Annotated in this window: 19 protein-coding genes and 1 riboswitch; of the genes, 14 read left to right on the plus strand and 5 right to left on the minus strand. The window is 34.6% G+C overall.

The features are described from left to right. The first annotated feature begins 1 nt into the window (after position 1). The 9 genes from wecB (at position 2) to FTX43_RS08890 (ending at position 9110) form a co-directional block, all read left to right on the plus strand. Positions 2-1126, plus strand: coding sequence for a non-hydrolyzing UDP-N-acetylglucosamine 2-epimerase (gene wecB / locus FTX43_RS08860; RefSeq protein ID WP_002333108.1), 1125 nt, complete (start codon positions 2-4; stop codon positions 1124-1126). Continuing rightward, positions 1123-2313 (plus strand): glycosyltransferase, encoded by a 1191-nt coding sequence (locus tag FTX43_RS08865; protein ID WP_139902405.1) that lies wholly within the window; start codon positions 1123-1125, stop codon positions 2311-2313. Before wecB ends, FTX43_RS08865 begins: the two co-directional genes overlap by 4 nt. 58 nt (positions 2314-2371) lie before the next feature. Beyond that, positions 2372-2944 carry a hypothetical protein gene (locus tag FTX43_RS15205; RefSeq protein WP_261801522.1) on the plus strand — a complete coding sequence of 191 codons (573 nt, stop codon included), beginning with the start codon at positions 2372-2374 and terminating at the stop codon, positions 2942-2944. 2 nt (positions 2945-2946) lie between these two features. Further along, positions 2947-3528: a glycosyltransferase gene (locus FTX43_RS15210; protein WP_261801523.1), complete on the plus strand. Its 582-nt coding sequence runs from the start codon at positions 2947-2949 to the stop codon at positions 3526-3528. Between the two features lie 523 nt (positions 3529-4051). Continuing rightward, complete coding sequence (locus FTX43_RS15510) at positions 4052-4720, plus strand: O-antigen ligase family protein (protein WP_396015212.1); 669 nt, start codon at positions 4052-4054, stop codon at positions 4718-4720. Continuing rightward, entirely contained in the window at positions 4689-5597 is a 909-nt protein-coding gene (locus tag FTX43_RS08875; protein ID WP_002333104.1) for a glycosyltransferase family 8 protein, read from the plus strand. Before FTX43_RS15510 ends, FTX43_RS08875 begins: the two co-directional genes overlap by 32 nt. Beyond that, positions 5582-7024 (plus strand): lipopolysaccharide biosynthesis protein, encoded by a 1443-nt coding sequence (locus tag FTX43_RS08880; RefSeq protein WP_002333103.1) that lies wholly within the window; start codon positions 5582-5584, stop codon positions 7022-7024. Before FTX43_RS08875 ends, FTX43_RS08880 begins: the two co-directional genes overlap by 16 nt. Before the next feature lie 2 nt (positions 7025-7026). Continuing rightward, entirely contained in the window at positions 7027-7941 is a 915-nt protein-coding gene (locus tag FTX43_RS08885) for an ATP-grasp fold amidoligase family protein (RefSeq protein WP_002333102.1), read from the plus strand. A 2-nt stretch (positions 7942-7943) separates the two neighbouring features. Next, positions 7944-9110 carry a nucleotide sugar dehydrogenase gene (locus tag FTX43_RS08890; protein ID WP_147607002.1) on the plus strand — a complete coding sequence of 389 codons (1167 nt, stop codon included), beginning with the start codon at positions 7944-7946 and terminating at the stop codon, positions 9108-9110. A gap of 66 nt (positions 9111-9176) precedes the next feature. Here the strand turns inward: FTX43_RS08890 and yidC are convergent, their stop codons facing one another. Both yidC and FTX43_RS08900 read right to left on the minus strand, forming a co-directional pair. Beyond that, positions 9177-10127, minus strand: a complete 951-nt coding sequence (gene yidC, locus FTX43_RS08895; RefSeq protein WP_002333100.1) for a membrane protein insertase YidC — start codon at positions 10125-10127, stop codon at positions 9177-9179. Positions 10128-10685: 558 nt separating this feature from the next. Beyond that, complete coding sequence (locus FTX43_RS08900) at positions 10686-10961, minus strand: acylphosphatase (protein WP_002333099.1); 276 nt, start codon at positions 10959-10961, stop codon at positions 10686-10688. 106 nt (positions 10962-11067) lie between these two features. On the opposite strand from FTX43_RS08900, the gene FTX43_RS08905 reads away from it, so the two are divergent. The 4 genes from FTX43_RS08905 to FTX43_RS08925 all read left to right on the plus strand — a co-directional run bounded on the left by FTX43_RS08905 (position 11068) and on the right by FTX43_RS08925 (position 14945). Beyond that, complete coding sequence (locus tag FTX43_RS08905) at positions 11068-11832, plus strand: RNA methyltransferase (RefSeq protein WP_139903200.1); 765 nt, start codon at positions 11068-11070, stop codon at positions 11830-11832. Positions 11833-11954: 122 nt separating this feature from the next. After that, a complete protein-coding gene (locus FTX43_RS08910) occupies positions 11955-12458 on the plus strand; it encodes an HD domain-containing protein (protein WP_139903197.1) in 504 nt (167 codons plus the stop codon). A 407-nt stretch (positions 12459-12865) separates the two neighbouring features. Then, positions 12866-13513, plus strand: coding sequence for a FusB/FusC family EF-G-binding protein (locus FTX43_RS08920; RefSeq protein WP_002333097.1), 648 nt, complete (start codon positions 12866-12868; stop codon positions 13511-13513). Between the two features lie 41 nt (positions 13514-13554). After that, positions 13555-13621, plus strand: a riboswitch (Fluoride riboswitch). 55 nt (positions 13622-13676) lie between these two features. After that, positions 13677-14945 carry a voltage-gated chloride channel family protein gene (locus FTX43_RS08925; protein ID WP_139903194.1) on the plus strand — a complete coding sequence of 423 codons (1269 nt, stop codon included), beginning with the start codon at positions 13677-13679 and terminating at the stop codon, positions 14943-14945. A gap of 26 nt (positions 14946-14971) precedes the next feature. On the opposite strand, the gene FTX43_RS08930 is transcribed toward FTX43_RS08925, so the two are convergent. The 3 genes from FTX43_RS08930 to FTX43_RS15215 form a co-directional block, all read right to left on the minus strand. After that, on the minus strand, positions 14972-16171 hold the full coding sequence (locus tag FTX43_RS08930; protein ID WP_147607004.1) for a YdcF family protein: 1200 nt from the start codon (positions 16169-16171) through the stop codon (positions 14972-14974). A gap of 120 nt (positions 16172-16291) precedes the next feature. Further along, the gene (locus tag FTX43_RS08935) at positions 16292-17599 is read right to left on the minus strand and encodes a serine hydrolase (RefSeq protein ID WP_147607006.1); all 1308 of its coding nucleotides are present in this window, start codon (positions 17597-17599) and stop codon (positions 16292-16294) included. Between the two features lie 115 nt (positions 17600-17714). Next, complete coding sequence (locus FTX43_RS15215; protein ID WP_002296297.1) at positions 17715-17837, minus strand: hypothetical protein; 123 nt, start codon at positions 17835-17837, stop codon at positions 17715-17717. A gap of 232 nt (positions 17838-18069) precedes the next feature. On the opposite strand from FTX43_RS15215, the gene FTX43_RS08940 reads away from it, so the two are divergent. Then, positions 18070-19188, plus strand: a complete 1119-nt coding sequence (locus FTX43_RS08940) for a hypothetical protein (protein WP_002299523.1) — start codon at positions 18070-18072, stop codon at positions 19186-19188. Positions 19189-19655 lie beyond the last annotated feature (467 nt).

The following is a 19655-nucleotide window of genomic DNA, read 5'->3' on the forward strand; positions in this document are numbered from 1 at the left end:
AATGAAAAAATTAAAAGTGATGACAGTAGTAGGAACTCGACCAGAAATCATTCGTTTGTCTGCTGTTATCAACCGACTGGATCAATCAGAAGCAATCGAACATATTCTAGTACACACCGGCCAAAACTATGACTATGAGCTAAATGAAGTATTCTTCGAAGACTTCAAGCTAAAGAAACCCGATTATTTTCTAAATGCAGCAACTGGCACAGCTATTGAAACAGTTGGAAATATTTTGATCAAGATCGATCCAATTTTGGAAGAAGTAAAACCAGATGCATTCTTAGTATTAGGGGATACAAATAGCTGTTTATGTGCAATTGCAGCCAAACGTCGCCATATTCCTATTTTTCATATGGAGGCAGGAAATCGCTGTTTCGACCAACGAGTACCGGAAGAAACAAATCGTAAAATTGTTGATCATACAGCTGATATTAATCTAACCTATAGCGATATCGCGAGAGAATATCTCTTACGTGAAGGATTACCAGCTGATCGTGTAATCAAAACAGGAAGTCCGATGTTTGAAGTTCTCAATTCAAGAAAAGATGACATCCAACATTCCGATGTCCTTAATCGCTTAGGGTTGAAAGAAGGACAATATTTTGTTGTTTCTGCTCACCGCGAAGAAAATATCAGCTCAGAAACAAATTTCTTACACTTGGTAGATAGCTTGAATACAATCGCTGAAACTTACCAATTGCCAATCATCATCAGTACGCATCCGCGAACAATGAAGATGATCGAAGCAAAAGGAATCAAATTCCATGAGCTGATCCAAACAATGAAACCAATGGGGTTCAATGATTACAATAAATTGCAAATCAATGCAAAAGCTGTACTAAGCGACAGCGGAACGATTAGCGAAGAATCTTCCATTTTGAACTTCAAAGCATTAAACATCCGTCAAGCACATGAACGACCAGAAGCAATGGAAGAAGCAAGTGTCATGATGGTAGGATTAGAAAAAGAAAGAATCATGCAAGGACTGGAAGTATTGAAAACACAGCAAAAAGATACTTTGCGACACGTCGCAGATTATTCAATGCCAAATGTTTCGGAAAAAGTATTGCGTATCATCCTTTCTTATACAGACTATGTGAATAGAGTGGTGTGGGGAAGATGAAAATCTTAATGATAAATTCAGTTTGTGGAGTGGGCAGTACTGGTAGGATTTGTACAGATTTATATGAAGAATTATCAAAAGAAGGCCATGAGTGCTGTATTGCTTACGGCAGAGGAGATGCATCGGAAGAAATTAATACTTACAAAATTGGGAATAAGTTTGATAACTATTGGCACGTATTAGAGACTCGTTTATTTGATAATCATGGATTTGCTTCAAGAAGAGCAACTAAAAAATTTATTTCATTTATTATTATGTATAAGCCTGATATTATACATTTGCATAATATTCACGGGTATTATTTAAATGTTCAAATTTTGTTTAATTTTTTAAAGAAAAGTAAAATACCTATAGTATGGACATTTCACGATTCATGGGCTTTTTCAGGACATGCTGCCTATATTGAATATGATAAGAATGGGACATTACCTAATAAAAATTCCAATTTTGCTGAAAGATATGCTTATCCGAAATCTTTTATAAACCGTTCTTATTATAATTTTGAAAGAAAAAAACGCCTATTTAGTAATGTTGATAATCTTACGATTGTGACTCCATCTAATTGGTTAAATAAAATGGTAAAAATGTCTTTCTTAAAAGATTACCGAGTGATTACAATCAATAATGGAATAAATTTGGAAAAATTCGAGAAAACTGAACAAAAAACTGGGATAAAAAAAGGAAATAAAAAAGAAGTTTTGGCTGTCGCAAATATATGGGAGAAAAGAAAAGGACTTGAAGACATTATTTATTTTGCTGAAAAGTTAGATGAAAGAAAATACCATTTTATTATCGTTGGAAAAGTTGGCAGAACACTACCTGCTAATATTTCACACATTGATAGAACAGATAATCTTGAACAGTTAATTCAATTATATCAACAAGCTGATGTTTTTATAAATCCTACCTATCAAGATAATTTTCCAACTACTAATATTGAAGCACTTGCTGCTGGTACACCAGTAATTACATATAATACTGGTGGGAGTGGCGAGATTCTTACAGAAGATGTGGGTTTTGTTATTGAACAAGGAAACCGTGAAAAATTTATAGAAAAAATTAGTGAAATAAGGAAAGACATAAACATATCTAATTACTGTATGCAAACTGCTCAGATCTATAGCGTAAAAAATATGAATAGAAAATATATATTAATTTACGAAAAAACAAAGAATGGCAGTTGCTAAATTATTTGGATACTTTTTATATAGTATATATATTTAAATATTTAGGTAGGTTAAAAAAATGAAAATTTTACATTTATGTATTTGTGGTGAATATACAGATAATTGGAGTTATCAAGAAAATTTGATTCCGAAATATCATAAAAAAATGGGATATGATGTTACTATAGTGGCAAGTCCATTAAGTTTCTCTGGAGACGGAAAAAAGACAATATCCTTGCCAAATGGAACCCATTACTTATTAGATGGAACGAAGGTGATACGAATACCTTTTAATAAATGGCTTCCGTATAAAATTTCTAAAAGATTTAGAATAATGGAAAATCTATATTTACTTCTTTTAAGAGAGAGACCTGATATCATATTTGTTCACGGTGTACAAACTAGAGAAATAAAAAATATAAAAAAATATATGGTTAATTTTCCAAACACCAAATTATTTATTGATAATCATGCAGATTTTTCCAATAGTGCAAGAACGTTTACCTCAAAAATATTGCTTCATGGAATAGTATGGAAATTTTATGCTAGGAGCATAGAAAAATATGTAGATAAATTTTATGGTGTACTCCCAGCACGTACTGATTTTCTTGTTAATATGTATAAACTCCCCCTAAAAAAGTTGAACTTCTAATAATGGGGGGAGATGATGAATATATAGATAAATATAATAAATATGATGTTTCAAGAGAATACCTTCAAGAAAGTTTCTCTATAGATAAAAATGATTTTATTATTGCTACTATTGGAAAAATAGATATAGCCAAAAAGGAAATTTTTAATCTTATTGAAAGTGTAAAAAATATAGAAAATTCAAGAACCAAGTTATTAATATTTGGTAGTGTTATTGATGAACTTAAAAGCAAATTTGATTTATTGATAGATAATGAAAAAATCATTTATGGTGGCTGGCTTAACAATGAGCAATTTTATAAGATATTTAATGGAGTAGATTTATGCGTATTTCCTGGAAGACATTCAGTTTATTGGGAGCAATGTGTATCAATCGGAAAACCGATTATTGCTAAAAAGTGGGAAGGTACTGAACATGTAAACACAAAAAATAATGTTCTTTTTGTTGAAAATAGTTCAGTTGAAGAACTAAGTGAAGCTATTATAGAAATGAGAAGAAATTATTCTTTATTTAAAACCAGGGCAGAAAAAGCACAAAAGGGATTTAGATATAGTGAAATTTCTAAGATAAGTATTAATATATAAATGCTAATTGAAAGGATTGATAGATGATTGATTCACTTTAATAAATATAATCAATTTCTCATTGTGACAGCAATGGGATTGGTATATAGTTACGGATTGGAGAATGTGATAAAAATAACAGATGCTACAACACCTATTTCTCTTATATTTTTTATACTAGTATTATTTGTAATGATAAAGGAAAAAAAGATATTTAAATTTCAAATTATGGATATGTTGATTTTATTACTGATATCTTACTCGTTATTAATTGGCATATTTACGTCTACTGCACTGGAAACAATACAGTTTATCTTTTATTCTTGTATTTTTTATTTTTTTGGGAGATTCATCATATTAGATAACAGCAAAGTTTTAAAACAAACTATTTTCTTATTTTCAAGTATTATAATTGTTGCATTAATATTTCAGTATGTGTCAAATTCACAAAGTTTTGGTAGGGTAATGCTAAACAATGCAAATCCTATTGGTTTAGGAGAATTATTAACTATACTTTCTTTAACAAGTTATTATACACTTAGATTTGAATTTAATAAAAATAGTTATAAATTACTTTATATATTTTTTTCTTGCTCTCTCTTTTTGTCAAATAGTAATTATAAGTTCAAGAGGAGCAATCATTACTACTTTTTTAACCATTGTACTAGCAGAGGGTATTTTTTTTAAGTCATATAGAATTATAACTTCTTCAGGGATTGTTCTTTTTTTATATGGATTATTTAATTATTTCAATGAACAATTAAGCATGATGTTTCCCCTGGTATCACGTTTTTCAGTCCAATCACTACTTAATTCCCAATCAATTTTTGGAAGTAGTACTTCAATAGGAAGAGTAGACAAAATACGAGAAACTTTAATATCAATTAATTCTACACCATTTATAGGAAGTGGTTTTGGAAAGTTCTATCCACATAATATTATTTTGGAAATTTGGTCTTCAATAGGTTTAGTTGGATTGCTAATATTTATTACAATTCTACTATATTTAAGTAGGATTATAGTAAGAATAGATAACAATATATGTAAATTAATAGCAATTTTGTTAATAGCTATAATAATCAATAGAATGATGAGTTTTAACTATACTGCATATAAGAATTTATTTCTGTTGACAGGAATGCTTCTTTCAAATTATAAATTAATGAAAGATGGGATAATAAATGGATCAGATAGAAGTAGCAACAATAACTGATGGTAATTATATTTTATATCAAAAAGTTGCAATAGTTAGTTTATGTAAAAATACTAGTTCTAGAATTAGAGTAAACTTAATTTATAGTGGAGTAATATCAAAAAAAGATAGAGAATTTTTTTTGAATTTGGAAAAAATGTATAAAAATATTACTTTACGATTCATCAATTATTCAAATAGAATTGATTATAGTGCTAAAAATCATGTTAGTAAAGCAGCATATATCAAAATAAATTTAGATACGATTCTATCTGATATTGATAAAGTAATTTATTTAGATAGTGATGTTTTAATTAATGATGATATTAAAGAATTGTGGTCTTATTCAAATAAAATCCATTATTTAGGTGCTATTATTAATCCAGGATATGATTATGACAATAGAGTATTTGGTGTATCTAAAGATCATAAGACGTTTAATTCTGGTGTGATGATGTTAAATTTAAAAAACATTAGAAAACACGAATTTTCAAAAAAATTAAAGTTCTTCCTTGATGAAAAGGGGCATTTAACAAGGCTAAATGATCAAGCTGCATTTAATGCAGTCTTCCTTGATTGGCAATTACTTCCTGAAAAGTGGAACGTTCAGTATGTATTCTATATGAAGTCAAGCAAAGAATTAGACATAGATTCTATCCATCTAAAAGACTTAAGAAAAAATCCATCGATTATTCATTTTACTTCTAATTCTAAGCCCTGGCAGTATAGAAATGCTCATCCTTTTAAAAAAAAATACTACTCATATTTGATAGAAGTTGAACCTAATTTTAAATATCAGGACAAAAATATTCTGTCTCTTGTTAAAAGAATAAGAGAGTCTATAAGTATTATAAAAAAAGATTTTACAGAGAAGAGAAAACTATGGAAAAAAAAATAATTAATGGTACAAAATGGTCAGTTATAGGAGAATTTTCTGGTAAAATAATAACACCAATCATAAATATGGTCCTGGCACGACTATTGATTCCTTCAGAATTTGGAGTTGTGATAAATATTACGATAATAACTAGTTTTGCTGATATCTTAACTGATGGAGGATTTCAAAAATATATTATTCAGAGAGAGTTTCTTAGCAATAAGGAAAAAGAGCAAGTAATTAATGTAGCATTTTGGACTAATTTTCTGCTGTCAATTTTTGTCTATACGTGGATTTTTTTATTTAGAAGTCCATTAGCACAATTGTTAGGAAACGAGAGGTTAGCGAGTATAATTCCTATTGCTTCTATTCAGGTAATTCTCACCTCCTTCACTTCAATACAGATTGGGATTTTAAGAAGAGATTTTAAATTTAAAAGTCTATTTATTAATAGAATTATTACTACAGCTATCCCGTTATTTATAACTATACCATTAGCTCTTCTTAATTTTTCATATTGGTCAATTATCATTGGTAATATTTTTAGTTTGGTGATATCATCTATAATACTTTTCATACAATCTAATTGGAGACCAAAAATATATTATAGTATTAGACAATTAAAAGAAATGTTTGGTTTTTCAAGTTGGACCCAACTAGAATCATTATTTATTTGGCTAACTCAATGGAGTGACTCATTTTTTGTAGGAAAATTTATGAATAGTTATTTCCTTGGAATTTACAAAACTAGTATGAGTACAGTTTCAAGTATTTTACAATTAATATCTTCTTCCACAGTTCCTGCAATGTTTTCGGGATTAGCAAGAGTACAAAATGATGAGACTAAATTTAATAACATATATTATTCTACTCAAAAGTTTTCAAGTTTATTTTTAATTCCACTGGGGATAGGTATGTATTCTTATTCAGACTTTTTAGTAAAAATATTATTAGGGAACCAATGGAAAGGTGCAGGATTTGTAGTAGCAAATTGGGCTATCACTTCATGTTTAATGGTAATTTTTAATACATACAGCATGGAAGTCTACAGAGCAATAGGAAAGCCTCAAATATCTATGTTAACACAGATAATAAATTTTATAATATTGGTTTTCACTATTTTCTTATTTTCTAGCGCTGGATTTGAAAAATTAGTAATTGCAAGATCATGGAGTAGACTCATATTAATTTTTGTTCATTCTTATTTTTTATATAAAATTAGAAAAATTAATGTTTTACAAACATTTAAAAATATTTATATGTATATTTTTTCGTCTAGTATCATAATATTGATTTCTTATTTACAAAAAAGATATTCGGAAACTTTTCTATTTAATTTTGTAGGAATAATATTTTGTATAATAGGCTACTTTACTTTGTTATTATTGTTCAAAAGTGAGAGAAAGCTTTTATTTTTACTAATCAAAAAAAGGAGGATACAAAGTTAGTTATGGTTAGAATTTTTTTAAAGGAACCGATTTTTAAAATAAAAAAAAATTTTATTCAAATATTTTCAGAACAACTTGCTACAAAAATCATATACAAAAAAGCAACAGGTAAAAAACTTAATTTGAAAGAACCTAAAAATTTTAATGAAAAGATTCAATGGCTAAAGTTTAATTGGCAGCATCCGTTATTGGTTAAATGTGCTGATAAGTATGAAGTAAGATCCTATGTTAAAGAAAAAGGTCTTGAGAATTTATTAAACGAACTATTTGGTGTTTATAATACAACTAGAGATATTGACTGGGATATATTGCCCCAAAAATTTGTTTTAAAAACTACTAATGGAAGTCACACTAATATTATTGTAAAAGATAAAAATCAGATTGATAAAGTAGAAGTAGTTCGACAACTAGATAAATGGCTAAAAAAAGATTTTGGAAAATCTAATATTGAACCCCATTATTCCCAAATGAAACCTAAAATAATTTGCGAAAAATTTATTGAGACTACAGACAGCCACTTTCCAGATGATTATAAATTTTATTGTTTTAATGGGGAACCATTATACTGTCAATTTATGACTAATAGGCATACTGATTTAAGTAAAGGAATGATGGCAATATATGACATGCAATGGAATAAAATTGATGTGATAAAAGATAAGGCAATCGATATAAATGTTGCAAAACCAAATAAATTTGAAGATATGATTAACTATGCAAGACATTTATCAAAAGACTTTCCATTTGTACGTGTAGACTTATATAATGAGGGAGAAACGATAATTTTTGGTGAATTAACATTTACACCAGCAGCAGGAAGATGGCTATCAGTCACTGATTCAATGCTTGATGAGATGGGGGATAAATTAAAATTACCTAAAGAAAAATTTATTAATTATAAAAAAAAGGAAGTTTAAATATGAATATCTCAATTTTTGGTCTTGGATATGTTGGTCTAGCCAACGCTTTATTACTTAGTCAGCATGAAAATGTTAAAGCATATGATATCGTTGAAGAAAAGATCGATATGCTAAGAAACAGACAATCACCTTTAGAGGATAAAGAAGTTCACGAGTTTCTCGAACGGGATGATTTGAATGTGAAATTTACTAAAGATTTCGAGGAAGCTGTACTTTTTGGTGATTACTTGATCATCGCTACACCGACAGATTACGATGAAAAGAAAAATTACTTTAATACTTCCACAGTTGAAGACGTTATTGAAAAAGCCCTGATCATTCGACCAGATGCAACCTTTATTATTAAGTCAACTGTTCCTGTGGGATATACATTAGAATTAAAAGCAAAATTTAAAACAGAGAATATTATTTTTTCTCCAGAGTTTTTAAGAGAAGGAAAGGCATTGTATGATAACTTGCATCCTTCTCGAGTTGTTGTAGGAGAGTGTTCTGATAGAGGGCAAGAAATAGCGGATATGTTTGAACGGAATGCTTTAGATAAAGATGTGCCAGTTCTTTTGACACATCCTACTGAAGCTGAAGCAATCAAATTGTTTTCAAACACTTATCTTGCTTTACGCGTAGCATATTTTAATGAGTTAGATACTTATGCCGAATCTCGAGGATTGAACACAAAACAAATCATTGAGGGTGTAGGGTTAGATCCTCGAATTGGCTCTCACTACAATAATCCCTCATTTGGTTACGGAGGATATTGTTTACCTAAAGATACAAAGCAGCTAAGAGCAAACTATGAAAATGTTCCAAGCAATATCATCAGTGCAATTGTAGACGCAAATACGACAAGAAAAGATTTTATTGCAGAACAAATTTTAGCGAAAAAACCTAAAACTGTAGGAATCTATCGTTTAACAATGAAGGCAAATTCTGACAACTTTCGGTATTCATCTATCCAAGGTGTAATGAAACGTATCAAAGCAAAAGGGATTGAAGTCGTAGTTTATGAACCAACACTAGATGAAGAAGCATTTTATCATTCACGGGTAATCAAAGATTTCGAAGAATTCAAGAATATGTCAGATGTGATTGTATCAAATCGTATGGAGCCAGCTTTAGCTGAAGTAAAAGAAAAAGTTTATACGAGAGACATATTTAGTAGGGACTGAGAAAGAAACCTCGCACCACTATCAATTGATAGTGGTGCGAGGTTTCTTTCTCCCTTTGCTTCCCGCCTACTTCCGCTTCTGTTGCTTTCCTGCGTTGCGGCCTTTGTTGTTTGTACTGTTTTTTGGTTGTTTGATTTGATTTGTTGCTTGTTTGTTGTCAGCTGGCTTTGCTGATTCTGTCACGTCTTTTCTTGGAGTGACGACTTGTTTTGGCGGGTTTTGTTTCAACTCTTCTGCCACTTGTGCTTTCAAGCGTGGTTTCATCATAACGTTTGTGATGAATGTTTGCAGACAGCTGAACGCACCACCGACTACCCAGTAAAGTGTAACACCGGCTGGCGCACTGATCGACATGAAGACGATCATAGCAGGAGAGACGATCAGCATCGTACGCATCGTCTTTTTCTGTTCTTCAGGAATACCGATTGTTGAAATATATCCTTGAAGCAGATAAGCGAGCCCTGCGATGGCCACAAGCACCATACTTGGTGAGCCTAGATCGATGCCGTAAAAAGATGATTCACGGATACCTTCTGTGTAGCGAGCCGTAAAATACAAGGCAGAGAAGATCGGCATTTGGATCAATAGAGGCAGACAGCCGATTCCGCCGGTCATACTCAATCCATTTTCGCGATATACTTGCTGCATTTCTGCTTGTGCTGCCATTTGTTCTTCACGTGTTGTTGCAGCTTTTAGCTTTTGTTGTGCTGCTTCAACTTGTGGTTTTAACGCTTGCATTTTTTCAGATTGGATCATTGTTTTTTTCGATTGACTGATACCTAGTGGCAAGATGATGATACGAACGATCACAGTCATTGCAATAACTGCCCAGCCGTAAGACCAATTGAAATTATCAACTAGATATGTAATCGCTTGGCCCATAGGATGGACGAGTACTCGATAAACGATTCCTGAAGTGTCAGGGTTTCCGTTTGAATCCATCCGCACACAGCCAGATAAAAAGAGCAGGATACTGACAAGTCCGGATCCCAATAACCAGTTTTTCCATTTATTCATAGAATACTTCCTCTTCTATAATTTTTACACAAACTTAACTATACTAAAAAAGCGCATGGAATTCAATCAACTTCATAGAAATTTCATATAAATATTCTTTCTTTTTCGTAGCGAAAAATTTTGAAAAAAGACAAAAAATCAAGAAAGAAATACTTGGAAAGAAAAGAGTGATTCCAAGTGTTTCTTTCTTATTTTAAAAAACTAAAAACTTTTTTGTTTTGTCTGGAAAATATGGGTTAAGCAAATTTATTGCAAGTTATAGATCAGCTTTTTTACTACCTGTCTTTAATACTTGAGGCAAAGTGCCTCAAAAACAACCTTATCGACGGTGTTCAAAAGCTTGCATCTACGGCATTAAGTCCAGCCTGTTGAAAAATATGGAGAGCTATTTTTCACAACCAGTCCTTAATGCTTGATGCAGACCAGCTTTTTCACAACCCTATTGACGGTGTTTTATCAGCTGCCTCTCGGTATTAAGTCATTACATTTCAAAATATGAGAAGCTATTTGGAAAATGTTTCTCCTTAATACTCGAGGCAAAGCGCTTCAAAAACAACCTTATCCCACCACATCAAATTTCTTTCGTTCCTCAATCATCGGATCTTCTTGGACATCCACATACTGCACTCGTCCACTTGGGCTCGGAGACTTCTTGACTTCTTCGATAAATTTTTGGATGATGTTGTCATTTCCGATTGCTTCGATTGTGACTGAGCCGTCGTCTTCGTTTTTTACCGTTCCGGTCACGCCTAACTGATCAGCAACCATCTTGGTCATATAGCGAAATCCCACGCCCTGGACACGTCCTTGGACATTCATTTTAACTTTGCGCATGTTCGTCACCTTTCTTTCCTGTTTTATAAATCAATGATACCGATTTTTTTAGGATGAAACAAGCTCAAGCACCTATTCCATGATATAATCAGGTGAGGTGAGGAATGTGAAAGAGATACAATCAGCAAAAAATCCAAGAATCAAAGAATTAAAAAAACTACATAAAAAGAAATACAGAGAAGAAAAGGCAGAATATCTTTTGGAAGGGTTCCATCTGATCGAAGAAGCTGCGTCGTCTGATGCAGAAATAAAAGAACTTTTTGTGACACAGAGAGGTATGAAAGAATGGGGAGACTGGCTGGCTGTAAACAAAGAGATTTCTACTTTTCTAGTTCCAGATGAGGTCATGACCGCTATGTCAGATCTACCTACACCGCAAGGGATCTTAGCAGTGATGACGTTAACATCTAAAGATACGCCAGATTTTTCAGGAGGCTGGCTTTTACTAGATAATGTACAGGATCCTGGAAATGTGGGAACGATGATCCGTACGGCAGATGCGTTTGGTATGGCTGGTGTTTTATTAGGTAAAGGAACGGCAGATATTTATAGTACAAAGGTGCTGCGAAGCATGCAGGGAAGCAATTATCATTTGCCTGTGTTACAAAAAGATTTGGCAGAAGTGATCCCTGTAATGAAAGGCAAAGGGTTTACGGTGTACGGTACAGAATTAAATGAAGAAGCACATGCATTAGACAAAGTAGAAAAAACAGAGGATTTCGCTATAATCATGGGAAACGAAGGTCAGGGAGTAAGTCAGGAAATCTTGTCTTTGACTGATCAGAACGTATATATCCCAATGAAAGGAAATGCGGAATCATTGAATGTCGGAGTCGCAGCAGGGATCGTTCTTTATCATTTTTCTTTATGATTAAGGAACTATTAAGCTTTAGCTATTTTATCTAGAGCGACTAGAATAATCCGAACACTGGTGGTATACTTAGATCAATTTCAGAAGAAAATGAAATTCAAAAAGGTGGCAGATCGATAATTATGACAGAAAAATGGCGTGAAGACGAAGAATATATGTCTTATGTACAAGATCTTTTAGAAACAGAAGCAGTGAAAAAATTAGCGAATTACACACAGCATGTTCATTCCACTCGTTTGGAGCATTCCATCAGTGTTTCTTACTATAGTTATCTGCTCGCAAAAAAATGGGGTGGCAATGCTAAAGCAACAGCGCGTGCTGGACTTTTGCATGATCTGTTCTACTATGATTGGCGTACGACGAAATTTGACGAGGGGACACATGCGTATATCCATCCAAGAATTGCTGTAAAGAATGCAGAAAAAATCACCGATTTGTCGGATCTTGAGCGAGATATCATTTTGAAGCACATGTGGGGTGCAACGATTGCACCGCCTAAGTACAAAGAAGGATATATCGTGACATTTGTGGACAAATACTGCGCAGTCAAAGAAGCCGCTCAGCCTATGTCAGCAAGTATGCGTAAGAGATGGCAACGTCACTTTGGAAAAGAATCTTCGATTTAACAGGTAAAACCAATAATAGACCATATTGAGGTTGTGACAGAAGTGGTCAGCTTCAAGAAATAAGAAGGAATTTACGAAAATTGCTTCTCAAATTTTTGTGAAATTCCGGCTTATTTCCGAAGAAGCTACTTCTGGAACACCGTTTGTTTGTAGAAAGGGACTTTGACACGACTTTTGTCACAGTCCTTTTTCTGTTTGCAGTTGACTATCTGGTCAAGATACGGTTTACTTTTATTTATCGAATGAATCATGTACATAGAAGAATGAACATTAAAGGGGGGTGATGATAAGATGCAAAACGTATCTTATTTAAAAGAGTCCGGGATCTTCAGGTAACACATACTTTGCAGAAGATCACTTTTTTCTACAAAGTATGCACTTTGGTTAGAAGAAAGGACTTTAAAATCATGGAACAAACAATGAAACCATATCAATATTTTTTTATAAAAAGAGAAGTAGAGCAGTTATTAAATGCGTACTCATCTGTCAATGACCCAAAAACGGTACAAACGGTTCAGGCTCTAGCAGCTGAAAAGATTCGCGATGTATTAGGTTACGAACCACCAGAAATCGATACGTTTTTAACGACAGTTTTAGATGTAAAACTAACAAAAACGCAAGCAGAACGAGCATTGGAGGAGCTGAAGCAAATCGTCCAGCCGTTTATGCAGCCGAGCAAACCACAAATCGATAAATTATTCCGAAAAGTGAAAAAACTCAAACAACCAGCTTGGAATGAAATCGACTTGCAAGCACATACGTACATCGGTTGGAATGATCCAGGGACGCAGAAAAAATTCATGGTCTATTACGAAGATGAAAAATTAAAAGGAATCAGCGGTACTTTATCACCAACGATTAATAAGGGAATCTGTGCAATCTGTCAGAAAACATCGAATGTCTCGCTCTTTCTTTCTACAACGAAAGCCGGTTCTGATGGCACGTATACGAAAAAGGGGAATTATATTTGTCATGATAGTGATCAATGTAATCAACAGTTAACGAAATTGGCTCCTTTCTATGAATTTGCTGAGCGTGTAAAGAAAGAACGATAATTTTATTGTTTTTTACAGAAAAATATGCTATCTTTTAATGGAAGTGAATAGGTGATGGTGTTCGCCTTTAAATGCTAACGAAAGATAGCTAATGACGCCTACTAAAGTCTGGGGACAGCCCCTTTCTTTAGTAGGCGTTTTTTTATTTGAGGAGGAATTTTTTATGGAAAAACAATTACCGAGTCCAGTGCGTATTTTGATGTACATGCTGAAGTGGCTAGTGATCACAGCGATTCTGGGAGTATTCATGGGGAGTTTGTCTGCTTTTTTCTTAAATAGCTTGACATTTGTGACAGATATCCGACTAGCACATCCTTGGCTACTTTATCTATTGCCAGTCAGCGGCGCGCTTTTTGCTTATCTTTATGCGTATCATGGCGGCCTTTCTAGTCGTGGGAATAACTTAGTGATCGATCAAGGGAATGGAGGAGAAGAAAAGATCCCTTTGCGGCTCATTCCATTGACCTTGTTTGGAACCATCACTACCCATTTATTTGGGGGATCTGTTGGTCGTGAAGGAACAGCAGTCCAAATGGGGGGAGCGTTAGCAGATAATATAGCACGTTTGTTCCGATTGGATAAATCAGAACGGGAAATCTTGATTATCAGTGGAATCAGTGCGGGTTTTAGTTCTGTATTTGGCACACCTTTAGCCGGAACATTGTTTGGATTAGAAGTGTTAACAATCGGGAAAGTCCGAACAGAAGCAATCTTCCCTAGCTTCTTTGCTGCACTGTTTGCAAATTTCATGACGGAAAGCTATGGTGTTTCTCACCTACATTACCAAATGGGTGTGATTCCTGAATGGAGTATGTTGCTGTTCTTCAAAGTTTTTGTTGCTGGGATTGCTTTTGGTTTGATTGGCTGGGTATTCAGCCGTTCAATCGTCTTTTTAAAAGCGCGGTATGCGCAATGGATTCCTCATCCTGTTTGGCGAAATACGATAGGTGGAGCAGTAGTTGTAGCCGCAGCGTTGATTTTGCAAACACAACGTTACCTTGGGTTGAGTCTTCCGTTACTGCAGGAATCATTTAATGGACAGGCACATGCTTATGATTTTATTGGGAAATTATTCTTCACAGTCTTGTCTTTAGGTGCGGGGTACCAAGGGGGAGAAGTGACACCACTGTTTGAGATTGGTGCAACGCTTGGCGCAGCACTAGCACCTTTGCTCCATGTTTCTGTTCCTTTTCTTGCTGGATTGGGTTTTATCGGGGTATTTTCTGGTGCGACAAATACACCAATTGCCTGTTTTGTGATGGGAATCGAATTATTTGGTTCACAAGCTGCTGTTTACTTCTTTATGATCTGCTTGATCAGCTTTATGTGTTCAGGAAACAGCGGTATTTATTCTGCACAGCAAGTAGCCGTCAAAAAAGGAATACTATTCTTGCCAATCGTCAAGAGAATAAAAGAAAAAAACAAGGTGTGACATATGTTTTGTCACACCTTGTTTTTTTAGAAAAGTAAAGTGATCAGTGATAAGAATGCGGAACCTGCGAAAAGCAATCCGCAAATGATCATATGTCTTTTTTTGTTCATCATCAAGATGGCGATGTATTCTCTTAAAAACGCGTTAGGCAAGTAATAGAAAGCTGTTTTTGCCCCAATGCCATTTGCCTTCAGTTTCGCTTGTCGTGCATAGAGACCAGCTCTGAAAATGTGGTAATTGTTGGAACTGAAGATCGCGCGATAGGGCCCTTTCATTTGCTGATCCATGATTTCCTTTGAATAGCGCATATTCTCCAAAGTGGTTGTCGAATTGGTTTCGACAAGAATATCTCTTTCAGGAATTCCTTGTTCCATGGCATATTGTTTCATCGCAATTGCTTCTGGTACTTTTTCGTCTGCTCCCTGTCCACCCGACATTAATAGGATAGGCGGATTTAATGTCGCACGGCTTTGTGCCCAATAAAAAGCAATCGCCTTATTGATTCGCTTGGCAAGAAGAGGAGAAACTGTTTCTCCATTGATCAACCCGGCGCCTAACACAACGATGAAGTCTTGGTTGTATCGAGGGCGGTTGAACTGATACAAGAATGAGACAGTCAAAAAGTTGTAGAATACGATAAATAGATAGATCAAGATCAATGGGATGCAGAAAAACAAAGCATTTATCCATTGTGGTAAATATTTTAACAAGAAAAAGTCAAAAACAAGAAACAATGTAAGAAAAATGGCTAGTATCAACGTTAAAAGATTAGCTAATGAATGCGACTCTCTACGTAAAACTGTGACACCGTTCCAAAAAAGAAAAACGATCAATCCATAAATGCCGAATAGAAAGACAAGCAGTAACGGGATCGTGAGCAAGGCAATCAGTCCGCCAAGAAAAATATTTTGTGTTTCGTATAGCAAGACAAACAAGTAGATACCAAAACTAATGAGGAAAACATTGAATAAAAGACCATTCAGCAGCCTTCGCTTTTCTGAAAAATAGGAAAAGGCAAAGATACTGAAAAACACTAAAGGAATCAAAAAATAAAAGGTCGAATAAAAAATTTCCAACACGACAAAATAAGTCAAGATTACCGCAAATGTCCACGTACTGCTGTAAAAGAACAAGGAAGGATCCTTTTTCTGTTTTCGCCAATAAACGATGGAGAATACCCCAATAAGATAGAGAACCAAAAAAATCAGATCTCTGGTTAGATTCATAAATTCAACTCCTTTTTCTTATACAGTATAACGAAAATAGATGAAAAATGCTGTTATTTAAACTAGAAAAAGCAAAAAAACATCTTCCATACGGAAAGATGCTTTTTTCTTTTTGTTCAATTAAAACAAGTTGCCGAAAAATTCTGCGACACGTCGCCAGCCAATAACGAAAATATTTGCTTTTTCTACGGTTTTATCCGTGATGATTTCTGTGGATGGCGCATTGTTGTCTTCTAAATAACCTAATTTATCGTCTGCCAAGGTGATCGTAGCGGTACCGATTTTTGTACCTTTATCCATAGGTGCTTGGATCTCGTTGTCAGTGACTTGCTTCTTGTCAAGTGTTGGCGTGATCGTTAATTTGCCAGTATCCATATCGTTTCGTACCCATACTTTTACAGGGCTTTTAAGCACAACAGGAACTGTTGATTCTTTTCCGTCTTTTACATCAATGGTTTTTAGGCTAGGAATACTTGCGTTAGCTTTTCCGAGCTCTTTTTCTGACCAATTGTCATAGCAGTAGTCCATCAAACGGTCTGTTTCATTGAAGCGGGCACTCGGGTTTTCCGCATGGCCGTCCGCATTCAATACGACAGTGATGATCCGTTGATCGTTTTTAGTGATCGTACCAACGAAACAAGCACCTGCAAGCTCAGTCGTACCAGTTTTTAATCCGTCCACGCCTTCTTTATAATTCACGAATCCTGGGAGCATCCAGTTCCAGTTGACCATTTCCACTGGTGATTGCGTGTTTTCGCCAAACATTTGTGTCGTAGTGCTAGATACGTCCAGTATTTCTGGAAAATCCAAGATCAAATGACGGGCCACGATGGCCACATCTTGAGCAGACATTTGATTTTCGTCGTTTTCTCCAGTACCTTCTGGTCGGTTTTCGCCAAGATAAGAGTTATTCAGTCCTGATGCATTAACGATTGTTGCATCTTTGATACCCCAATCTTTCAATTGTTCTTTCATTCGTTCAGTGAATTTTGCTTCGCTGCCAGCAATTTTTTCTGCCAAGGCAACCATTGAAGCGTTGGCTGACTGGATGATTGCAGAGTCGAATAATTCTTTAACAGTGTAGGTATTTTCTTTATGCAAAGGAACATTTGACAAATCTGGGGTGACACTCAAATTTTCTGCATAATCTGAAATCGAAACTTTATCATCCCATGATAGTTTCCCTTCTTTTACTTGATCAAGGACGATGTAAAGACCGATGATTTTTGTGATTGAAGCGATCCCCATGGTTTTTTCTCCATCTTGATCATAAAGAATCTTACCGCTTTGCGCATCTACAGCAAAAGCTGCTTTTGCATTTACTTTGAACGTATCTTCAGCTTGCACAGCAACAGCTGGTAGAAAAGAAGCAAGGCAAAGAATGAGACTAGCCAATAATAGGACTAGACGTGTTTTTCTTATGGACATATCCGATCTCCTTGTAATTAATTTGTTTCGCTACAAATTAAAATTTTATCAGAGAGGGGAGAGAGTTTCAATGTTTCTGAAAAAACTTTAGGATAAGAACGCGCGTTATGGAAGTTTAGCGGTCGTTTTTACGTACTTTTACAGGAATAGGCTGTGTTTCCGCATCTAATAAGCGGGAAGCGCTGAAAGCAAATAAACTGATAATACTTAATAAACTGAAAATCATAATCAAATGCATAAGATCCACCTCTTTTATTCTTTTTCTTAGTTTATCAGCATTTCATGAAGAATAGTTGAAGACTGGGGCTAAATAATTGAGGAAATTATGAAGATAACTTAAAAAAATAGCTAAATTTAAAACCGTAGAAACCGTTTTATTTTTTTAGATACGTTTTATTGTATGGAAAAATAGTGTTGTGGTAGACTTTAGATAGAAACAAAGGAATGATTTTTTTAGGAGGGGTACGTTTATGGCAAAAAAGGATAAAGAATTATTGTCACAATTGACTTCAGAAGGCGCTAAAGGACCATTCGTCACGATCATGCTGAATACGCATGTCGCCCATCAAGATGTGGAAAAAGATCAGATCAAATTCAAAAATTTTGCGAAAGAAGCAAAGAAACGTTTTGAGAAAAAATATTCCGAACATGACTGGTCCCCGTTCCAAGAAAAAATTGAAAATTTGTTAGGAGATCCTTCGTTTTGGCGTAGTGCAACTACGAGTGTAGCGGTCATTATAACTGCTGACCAAACCTATATCCATCGTTTGAGTATCCCGGTAGACGATCAATACTATGTAAGTGATCTTCCTTATTTACTGGCTATTATCAAAAATGGGCAGTTCAACTATTCTTATTATTTATTGGGATTGAACCGCGACTCCATGAAATTGTATGAGGTCAGCAACAAACAAGTAAAAGAAGTATCTCTACCAGAAGGGGCACCGGTTGATGTCGTTACTGCATTGGGATCTGAACTGACAGGTGGCGGTTTGAACTTCTCTTCTAATGGAGGAGGCGGAGCCCGAGATGGAGTAACTTTCCATGGCGTAAATCCAAAAGATGAAGAAGTAGAGATCGATTGGGTCAACTATTACCAAGCTGTTGATACGTACTTGAAGGATTCTTTCGAAAATCCAGAACAATGGCCGATTTATTTATTCGCTCTACCAGAAAATCAGACGATGTTCAAAAAAATCGCCAAAAATCCTTACTATTGTGCAGACGTTGCGATTTCTGCTTCTCCTGCGCAGCTATCCTTTAGAGATATCGAAGAAGGGGCGAAGAAGCTGTCAAGTGAACTCGCAGCTCAAGAATCAAAAGAATACAATAAACTCTTAGATAAGAAATTCATCGATCAGTTAGTTGATATCGTTCCAGCTGCGAAAGAAGGAAAAGTGTCGCATCTATTTATCGCTACGTCAAACTTAGCTGATGGTTTCGGTGAAGATCCTGAAATAGAATATGATCGGCGTCAAGTGTTGAATGCATTAGCAGATGATGTGATCATTAATGGCGGGAAAGTATTTATTTTGGATCAAAAAGATGCGCCAGATGAAAAGAGTCTGACAGCGATTCTTCGTTATTAAAAGAGGTTGTGAAATCAGTGTTTTGACCTAAGTATTAGAGAACAAACGGAAAAATAGTTTCACATATTTTGCCGTTTTTTGAGCTAATACCGAAGGTCAGCTGATTAAACACCGTGTATGAGAGGTTGTGAAAAAGCTGTTCTGCATCAAGTAATAAGAACAGCAAGCAAAAATAGCTCTTCATATTTTTTGTTTGGTGGGCTTATTACCGCAGATGCAAGCTTTTGAACACCGTTTAAGGAAGAGGTTGTGACAGAAGTGGTCAGCTTCAAGAAATAAGAAGAGATTGACAAAAATTATTTCTCAAATTTTTGTGAAATTTCGGCTTATTTCCGAAGAAGCTACTTCTGGAACACCGTTTAAAAAAGAGGTTGTGACGTGGTCACGACCTCTTTTTGACGATTATGATACAAAAAACATCATTTATGAACAAAATGTGAATAACGGGCGTTCTTGAGATATGATTT

It is taken from the genome of Enterococcus sp. DA9, from assembly GCF_008000875.1.
GTDB classification, from domain to species: domain Bacteria; phylum Bacillota; class Bacilli; order Lactobacillales; family Enterococcaceae; genus Enterococcus_B; species Enterococcus_B lactis.